The following is a 260-nucleotide window of genomic DNA, read 5'->3' as shown; positions in this document are numbered from 1 at the left end:
CGTGGTGCAGGTGGATTGGGCAATGCGTCTCGCCGCCGATCATCTGCCGGCCGTCAGCGCGGTTGCGTCGATCGACCGCCTGAAGTTCATGGCGCCGGTGCCGCCCGGCGCGGTGCTCGATCTCACGCTGGCTCACGACGCCGCGCGCCGGCGTGTGCAGTTCAGTTATCGGCTGAGCGGCCGCGACTGCGCGTCCGGTGTGATCGTGTATCGGGAGCCCGCGTGATGAGCTTCGCTCCGTGCATCGTCATTCCGATCTA

Annotated in this window: 1 pseudogene; it reads left to right on the top strand. The window is 67.3% G+C overall.

The features are described 5' to 3' along the window. Positions 1-226 (top strand): annotated as a pseudogene (locus tag SB771_RS35370) (AMP-dependent synthetase); the annotation flags it as partial. Between the last annotated feature and the right edge of the window lie 34 nt (positions 227-260).

This window comes from Burkholderia sp. SIMBA_051 (genome assembly GCF_046534915.1).
GTDB classification, from domain to species: domain Bacteria; phylum Pseudomonadota; class Gammaproteobacteria; order Burkholderiales; family Burkholderiaceae; genus Burkholderia; species Burkholderia ambifaria.
This window is presented reverse-complemented; position numbering and strand designations above follow the sequence as displayed.